Here is an 8,535-nt window from a genome sequence, read left to right on the forward strand (position 1 = left end):
CATATGATGTTAGCAGCAATATTGATATTCATTCCGCTTATATTTGCAATCATTACTTTTTTTTCCGGAAAAAAGATTGCGCCTTATATTGCTTTATTATCGAGCATTATAAGTTTATTCTATTTCCTGGTGCTCATGAGCGCATATGACATTGTCGGTAAGCAACTTTCGTTCAATAGTTATATAGAATGGATAATTCCTTTGAGAGCTTATTTGCATTTTGGATTGGATGCAGCCGCCGTATTACCTTTGTTTTTAACGCAATTGATCATTTGTTTGAGCGTATTGGCTACTCTTGTCAAGGGAAATGATCGAGATGCAAGTTATTATGGATTGATAGGCTTGGCTCATGCAGGTTTTAATGGATTTTTCAGTGCACAAAATCCAATCAGTTTTTATATATTTTTTGAAGCAGCTTTGATTCCAATTTATTTTATTGTACTTCGGTATGGTGGGATAGATCGGAAAAAGGCAGTGTTTAAATTTTTTCTATATACTGTATTCGGCGGACTTCTTATGCTTGCGGCTATTTTGTTTATACAGTTTCATATGAAGTCTTATTTGAGCTTAATATCCTGGCAGGATTTTTATAAAAATAAAATGGCCATTGAATACCAGTATTGGTTATTCGCAGCTTTTTTTATTGCCTTTGCTATAAAATCTCCGATTTTTCCATTCCATACCTGGCAGGCAGATTTGTATTCACAGTCGGATCGGCCCAGTTTGATGATCATTGCTGCGGTCATGTCGAAAATGGGAATCTTCGGATTAATTCGTTTTGATTTTTTCTTTGTCGAAGCCATCTATAAGTGGCAGTATTTTTTAATTGCGCTATGTTTGGTGGGAGTTGTATATGGAGCATTGATAGCATGGAGGCAGAAGGATATGATTCGATTGTTGGCTTACTCCTCTTTATCTCATATGGGACTTATTGCAGCAGGAGTCTTAACGATGGCTAATCTAGGAGTCCAAGGTGGATTATTTGCAATTCTATCGCATGGATTGGCGGCAGCAGGATTGTTTTTTGCAGCGGATGTCATCATTCGCAAGACTAACGATAATTCGGTCGACGCTGTATCCGGTATTGCTAAAGTGAACCCACGTTTCGCAACTTACTTTTTCATCATATTGCTTTCTAGTATTGGACTTCCGCTCACATGTGGTTTTATCGGTGAGTTCTACTTGTTGTGGGCGATTACTGAATTCAAACCATATTATGGTGCCTTCGGTGCTTTGACATTAATATTTGGGGCTGTATATATGCTGCGACTTTATCAGAAAAGTATGTTTGGCAAAGTTTCAAGCACAGCTTCTGGATTTGGCAAATTGAGTTTATCAGAGGATTATGTTTTTATAGTTATTGGGATTCTGATCATTGTGATAGGCTTTTTTCCGGTTAACTGGATTGGAATCGGGCAATATGCTTTTCGAATTATGAATTTCACTCCTACAAATTAAGCGTGTTATGATGTTATCACTTATCATATTAACTTTTTTCGCAGTGTGTATTATGTTTTTGGGTTTTGTCAAACAAAGAAACATCATTATGCCTGTCGCATTTTTAGGAGTTTCTTTGGCTTTGTATGCATTGCTTTCTGGGCAAAGTTTTTGGAATCACTATTTGGCAAATATGTTGCAAACAGACGGCTCAGCTCATGTCCTGTCATCTTTGGTGATCATGAACGGTTTGGCTTTAATTCCATTTTATAATGTTTATGAAAAGAGAGGGCAAGAAGAAATTGCAGATTTTTTAGGTTTGATTTTATTTGCTATGATGGGAGCTGTTATTATGGTTTCTTGTACGCACTACATGGCATTATTTCTTGGCATCGAAATTTTATCAATTTCGATGTATATACTTGCAGGAGCTGATCGTAGAAAAGTAAAATCCAACGAAGCCTCCTTAAAATATTTTATAACCGGATCCTTCACAAGTGCTATATTATTATTTGGAATAGGATTGTTGTATGCAATTTCCGGATCATTACAAATTGATAATCCATTATCTGTTGATTCTAATTTATTGGGACAAATTGCATACATTTTTATTTTTACGGGCTTTGCATTGAAAATAGCAATCGTTCCATTTCATTTTTGGGCACCCGACGTTTATGAAGGCACACCAACTTTATTTACTGCCGCGATGGCAAGTCTTGTGAAAATCGCATCAATGGGAGCATTTCTGAGAGTGGTTCAGTACAATTCTGATAATTTGCCAGGATGGATCGATGCATATTTTATTCTTTTAATTATTGCTACATTGATTTTTGGAAATATTTTTGCAATGAAACAACAGGGCGTAAAGCGTTTATTAGCTTATTCCGGAGTTGTTCAGGCTGGATTTATATTATTGGGGTTCATCCAATTAAAACCAGGCGATGAATCGCTTATTTTATACTATTTTATTGCATATATGTTGGCCTCTTTGGCCGCATTTGTGGTCGTTTATTTTGTGGAAGAGCAATATGGAAGTGATGATTTAAATGCCTTTACCGGTTTGTATAAAAGTAATCCCATTTTAGCTTTTGTCATGACAGCTGCATTGATATCTTTAGCAGGTGGACCTTTTACTTCCGGATTTGTGGCGAAGATATTTATGTTGAATCAGGCCATCACGCATGGATATGCTGCTTTAGTTGTGATTGCAGTAATATGCACTTTGTTGTCAGTTTACTATTATTATAAAATTGTAAATGCAATGTATTCAAAAAGCGCAGATCAGAAATTTACCATATCACCTTTGCATTCAGGAATTCTCCTTGTATTCTCATTGGTCACCTTAGCGGCAGGTATCATACCCTCTTTTTTTGTAGAATTATTGAAGTAATTTCATTTTAACAATAGAAAATGGCCGGAGTGTTTTAGAATTTCTAAAAATAGGATAAATAAAGCTAATATATTTAATTCATAAATTCAAGTTCAAGAAAGGCTTCATTATTTATTTTTCAAATTATTGCCTTTTCTACTAAATATTTTCTGAACTCAGTGGGCTGGGGATTATGGGTTTTCATATTGAAGTTGTTCAAGCCATATTGTTCATCTCGTAAGGGAATGTTCAATATTTTTACCAAAAGGATTTTTATCCGATCGGCTTGCCAATGGGTATTTATTTCAATCTGTCTGCAAATGTAAAATTTGAAATGGAATTTGTTCCATTCGTTAAGCCAGACATTGCTTTTGAAAAGCCTTATGAGGTTCATTAGTTGTTTTGCTCCGAAGTTTTCATTCCTATGGCTGGAGAATTTACATTCGGAATTCGTTTGGCATTTGAATCATGTTTGGTTCAGTTGGGATTTGAGTTACACTTCAGCAGAGAATTTACTATTGGAAACCATGCTGTTTTCTTTGTTAATATCGTCGCACCCTGGTGATTTGAGCCAAATTAGAGATCTGCTTATACCCCGGTATGTAGAATGCATCGCGGAATTGGATTTTAAATAGGAAACTCTAATCCATAAATTTGGCTTTGGATTTTTTCAATATTTTTTCAAACACCTCCGTCGATTAGAATTATTAGGATAGTGAAGACCTTAGGTTTTATAATATTTATTTATTGTTTAATATATAAATACCTAAAAGATAATTATATATGTCAATTATTTTGTCCTTATTTTTGTAAAAGATATGACGACAAAGGAATTGACAATTGGAGCTACAGAACAACCATCTCTTTGGTCACTAAACTTAATCGGCCAAACCAGCCTTTGGCAGAATATGCTTTTGTCTATAAATTCCGGTAAGTTTCCCCATTTAAGTTTATTATCAGGGCGTCCAGGTAATGTTCAGCTACCTTTAGCATTGGCATTAAGCCAGGCTATCCTTTGTGATGAAATCCAAAAACCTTGTGGTATTTGTAATTCCTGTAAACAGGTTTACAAACTTATACATCCTGATGTGCATTTCTCATTTCCATTGTCAAAAGCAAAGGAAACCTGTCAGGAGTTTTATTCAAAATGGAGGACCGCAGTCCAAGCAAATCCATTTATGAGTATTTCAGATTGGTTTAGCTATTTTGAAGAGGAAAGTAAAAATGCGAATATCCCTGTATCTGAAGTTCAAAATATCATTTCACTTTTGCATTTAAAACCATTTGCCTCGGATCGCAAAGTCTTGATCATTTGGTTGCCCGAGTACCTTGGCAAAGAATCGAACCGTTTATTGAAATTATTTGAAGAACCTCCTGAAAAGACCTTTATTATTTTAGTTACCGAAAATCCGGATTTATTGCTTTCTACAGTTCAATCCCGTGCTCAAAGATTTCAGTTATTGGCCATCACATATGAGGAGGCTTCCGATTATATTAATCGTATGTATTCTATTCCATTAGCAGAAGCACATTCAGCGGTAGTATCATCTGAAGGTAATATGCATGAGGCACTTGCGTTTATAAATAACAAGGCTACTCACCAGATTGAAAAATTGCAGCAACTCCTTCAATCGACTTACCAATATCAGGCAAACGAGATGGTAAATTGGGTGGATCATTTTTCAAAATTGAGTCGTGAAGATCAAAAATATTTTTTAATCTGGATGCAAAGGATTTTATCATTTGTTTTGAGGTTAAAATATATACATACAGACACATCAAATCAAGTGACTACTGAATTAATGCAATATATTAAAAAACTTACGGTTGCTTTGAGTTTGGAACAAATTGAAAAAATAAACATTTTGTTGGATGACATTCTGATGTCAATTCAACGCAATGCAAATGTAAAAATATTGATGACTGACTTTTGTATTCAATTGGCGCATATTACCCGAGCAAAATTGAATTAAAAGTTTTAAAATAAAAATTGATGGCTTGTACATCTTGTTCAAATCAAAAGAATGGAATGCCTTCTGGCTGTGGCAGTAAAGGGCATTGCGAATCCGGTGGATGTAATCGAATGAATACTTACGATTGGATCTCTGTATTGGAATTGGAAGATCCGATGGAGTGTAAATTAGCAGAGGTAAGTTTTAAGAATGGAGCTCGTAAAACATTTTACAGGATTAACGAACATTTACGAGCCGATACCGGAGATTTGGTAGTAGTGGATACTGGTTATGGCGGTTACGATGTTGGTCGCATCAGTTTAATGGGTGATTTGGTAAAACTTCAAATGAAGAAGAAAAACTTTACGGAAGATCGGATCACTTTCGAAATTCTTCGAAGAGCCAACCAGAGGGATATTGAGCGGATGGAAGAAGCAAGGGCTGTTGAAAAAGCGGCATTGGTAAAAGCGCGGGTCATTTCGCGAACTCTCAAACTCGACATGAAAATAGGCGATGTTGAATTTCAGGCAGATTTGCGGAAGGCAACTTTTTATTACACGGCAGATGGTCGGGTTGATTTCAGGGAATTGGTTAAATTGTATGCCAGAGATTTTAGAACAAAAATCGAAATGTGGCAAATTGGTGCAAGGCAGGAATCAGCAAGAATTGGTGGTATTGGTTCTTGTGGACGTGAATTGTGTTGTTCGACCTGGTTGTCTGATTTTAAATCAGTCAATACAAATGCGGCGCGTTACCAAAATCTTGCCATCAACCAATCAAAATTAACAGGACAGTGCGGACGTCTAAAATGCTGTCTGAATTATGAACTCGATTTGTACGTTGATGAATTGGATAAATATCCTTCAAACGTCGATGAACTCCGATCCAAAAAGGGAAAAGCGAGCCTTATTAAAGTCGACATTTTCAGAGGTGTGTTATACTACGTATATGAACCGGAGAGAGGAAGGTCAATTGTCATGCCTTTACTTCCTGATTATGTTAGACAAATCAAATCCATGAATGACCGTGGGGAATTTCCGGATGAGATTATACCAAGTGATGATGGTACAGAGCAATTAAAAGCGCAGGAAAGCGGGTATGTGGATGTGACGGGAGAGATCGAGTTGCCGGATATACGGAGAAAAAAGAAAAAGAAAAAGTTCAGGAAAAAACCTGAAGGCAAAAGACCTGAGGGTCCTCCTCAGGGACCAAGGAACTGATTCATGCACCACATTACTAACACTAGTTAGTTTAAATAAACAACGGGATCAATCATTTGTTATTTCCGGTACATGGTGTTTTAGATTAAATTTATTCACATGAAAGTGGTGATTATAGGTTCGGGCCCGGGAGGATATGTGGCGGCAATTCGTTGTGCACAACTAGGATTTGAAGTCACGCTTGTAGAAAAATACAATAAATTAGGTGGCACTTGCCTGAACGTAGGTTGCATACCTTCCAAAGCCTTGTTAGATAGTTCAGAACATTACCATCAGTTAATTACGGGATTTGAGGATCACGGTATCAAAACCAAAACGGTTTTGGTGGATCTGCCTAAGATGATGCATAGGAAGCAGGAAGTGGTAGAACAGAACACCAGAGGGATCAAGTATTTAATGAAAAAAAACAATATTAATGTTATTCACGCAAAGGCCTCTTTTAAGGGTGCCCAAGAATTGTTATTACTGAAAGTTGATGGTTCTGAAGAAAGAGTGGAATTCGATAAGTGCATCATCGCAACGGGTTCTAAGCCAAATTGTCCGTCGAGCTTCAATTATAATAAAAAAAGAATCATCACATCGACCGAGGCTTTAAGTTTAAATGAAATTCCAAAGACCATGATGATCATTGGAGCTGGTGTCATCGGAATTGAATTAGGATCCGTTTATTCGCGATTGGGAACACAAGTAACGCTCATCGAATATATGGACAAACTGTTGGAGAATATGGATCCGGATTGCACTAAGGAACTATTAAAGACACTTGAAGCATTGGGAATGTTGTTTAAATTTGGAAGATCTGTTCAGGAAGTCTCACAAATCAGTGACTCGAAAGTTCAATTATCACATCAATCAAAGCAGGGTAGTGAGCATACCACAGAAGTAGCAGATTATGTTTTGATTTCAACGGGAAGAAGACCTTATACAGAAGACCTGTTACTTGAACTGGCTGGCATTAAAACCGATGATAAGGGATATATCAAAGTAAATAATAATTTGCAAACTGATAATCCACATGTTTATGCCATTGGTGATGTCATTGGTGGTGTTATGCTTGCACACAAAGCAGAAGAAGAAGCTGTGTTTGTTGCGGAAGTGCTTGCAGGCCAGAAACCGGAAATGCATTATCATCTCATTCCTAATGTAATCTATACCTGGCCCGAAATGGCTTCTGTGGGCTTTACGGAGGCGCAACTTATCGAAAAGGGTAGAGCCTTTCAAGTTGGAAAGTTTCCGTTCAAAGCATTAGGACGCGCCAGAGCAAGCAATGATCTTGATGGATTGGTGAAAGTCATTGCAGATGCTCAAACAGATGAAATTTTAGGAGTGCATATTTGCGGTGCCCGCGCTGCGGATCTTATTATGGAAGCAGTAGCCTTAATGAACTTTAAAGCCAGTGCTGAAGATATGGCGATGTTATCCCATGCACATCCAAGTTTTTCGGAAGCATTAAAGGAAGCTGCTTTGGATGCCTGTGGGAAAAGGGCCCTGCATTTTTAAATAAATTATATTAAGTAGGATCTTACAGATTCAGAAATCCTAGATTTAACATCACTCCAGCTTACTCCGTTCATACTGATTGGATCTGGTGTAGATTCCGCATCAACATAGTAGACTAATGCATTCGGTATACTGATCAATAACCTATGTTGCGGGAATTTCAATTTATAAATTGTATAAGTTGATCTATTGAAAAATGGTTTAGCAATTCGCAAATATCCCAAAAATCCTTTTTAGTGCCTCTACCAAGAATAGCTTGTATTTTCATTGCAGAAAGGGCTTTCAGACTAAAAATTCTTATGTATTCAATATAATCGAGAGGACTTACTAAAGGGTGATCATATTTTACAATATCTACCTTTGTCTCATTTATGAAAGCAAAAATTCCAATCCGGATTAAATCTTCGCGAAAAGTAAAATAGCTTGAAAATTTGTCTTTGAGAACTTTTGCGATCAAATGAGGATTGTAATTGCCATTAGGGAATTCAGTAAGGAAAGAGTTCCGGGTTCGATTGTCTTAAAGTGTAACATCTGAATTCTTGTATGGGTTTATTAATGACCGCACTGGCCAGATATAAAGTCATGAGAGGTAAATACTTTGCCTGAAGCAATGCTGCGGTTATTTTTTCGGGCTCATAATACCTTCTGCAATTTCTGATGTCCTGGACATCACCTCTGGAAAATACCCTTTCAATAATAAAGAAAGCATATTTTTCAAAATCTAGATTTTCGGAATCTAAGTCCCAAAAAATGCGAGGATGATCGAAAGGTTTATTGACTTGGTGACTCATAGAAGAGTAATAACAAAAATAAAGATACAAAATCTATTTCTTCAAAGGGTAATTTATCACATTTAATTTATTTAGATAGAAGTATTTTAATTGCATTACATCAACATTTGTGGCAAATTATAAAGCGTATTTTGATCTATATTTTTTAGTGAAATATTTGCAGGAGATATCCCATGAATTTTCATCATAAATCTTTATATGTTTGCCGACGTTAGTGGTTCGCTAATATCCTCAAACCAAATCTCTAAACTATAATAGCTAAGTTA

Annotated in this window: 7 protein-coding genes; 5 read left to right on the plus strand and 2 right to left on the minus strand. The window is 36.4% G+C overall.

Translation table 11 applies throughout. From position 1 onward, the window contains the following. Window positions 1–3 precede the first annotated feature (3 nt). The 5 genes from IPM92_01660 to lpdA all read left to right on the plus strand — a co-directional run bounded on the left by IPM92_01660 (window position 4) and on the right by lpdA (window position 7,478). A complete protein-coding gene (locus IPM92_01660) occupies window positions 4–1,458 on the plus strand; it encodes an NADH-quinone oxidoreductase subunit M (GenBank protein MBK9107105.1) in 1,455 nt (484 codons plus the stop codon). Window positions 1,459–1,465: 7 nt separating this feature from the next. After that, the gene (locus IPM92_01665; GenBank protein MBK9107106.1) at window positions 1,466–2,827 is read left to right on the plus strand and encodes an NADH-quinone oxidoreductase subunit N; all 1,362 of its coding nucleotides are present in this window, start codon (window positions 1,466–1,468) and stop codon (window positions 2,825–2,827) included. Window positions 2,828–3,624: 797 nt separating this feature from the next. Next, window positions 3,625–4,779: a hypothetical protein gene (locus IPM92_01670; GenBank protein ID MBK9107107.1), complete on the plus strand. Its 1,155-nt coding sequence runs from the start codon at window positions 3,625–3,627 to the stop codon at window positions 4,777–4,779. Between the two features lie 20 nt (window positions 4,780–4,799). After that, a complete protein-coding gene (locus IPM92_01675; GenBank protein MBK9107108.1) occupies window positions 4,800–5,978 on the plus strand; it encodes a hypothetical protein in 1,179 nt (392 codons plus the stop codon). Between the two features lie 99 nt (window positions 5,979–6,077). Beyond that, entirely contained in the window at window positions 6,078–7,478 is a 1,401-nt protein-coding gene (lpdA, locus tag IPM92_01680) for a dihydrolipoyl dehydrogenase (protein ID MBK9107109.1), read from the plus strand. 160 nt (window positions 7,479–7,638) lie between these two features. On the opposite strand, the gene IPM92_01685 is transcribed toward lpdA, so the two are convergent. Both IPM92_01685 and IPM92_01690 read right to left on the minus strand, forming a co-directional pair. After that, window positions 7,639–7,935 (minus strand): hypothetical protein, encoded by a 297-nt coding sequence (locus tag IPM92_01685; protein ID MBK9107110.1) that lies wholly within the window; start codon window positions 7,933–7,935, stop codon window positions 7,639–7,641. Between the two features lie 28 nt (window positions 7,936–7,963). Continuing rightward, window positions 7,964–8,269, minus strand: coding sequence for a hypothetical protein (locus IPM92_01690; GenBank protein ID MBK9107111.1), 306 nt, complete (start codon window positions 8,267–8,269; stop codon window positions 7,964–7,966). Window positions 8,270–8,535 lie beyond the last annotated feature (266 nt).

Source organism: Saprospiraceae bacterium, assembly GCA_016719615.1.
Classification (GTDB): domain Bacteria; phylum Bacteroidota; class Bacteroidia; order Chitinophagales; family Saprospiraceae; genus Vicinibacter.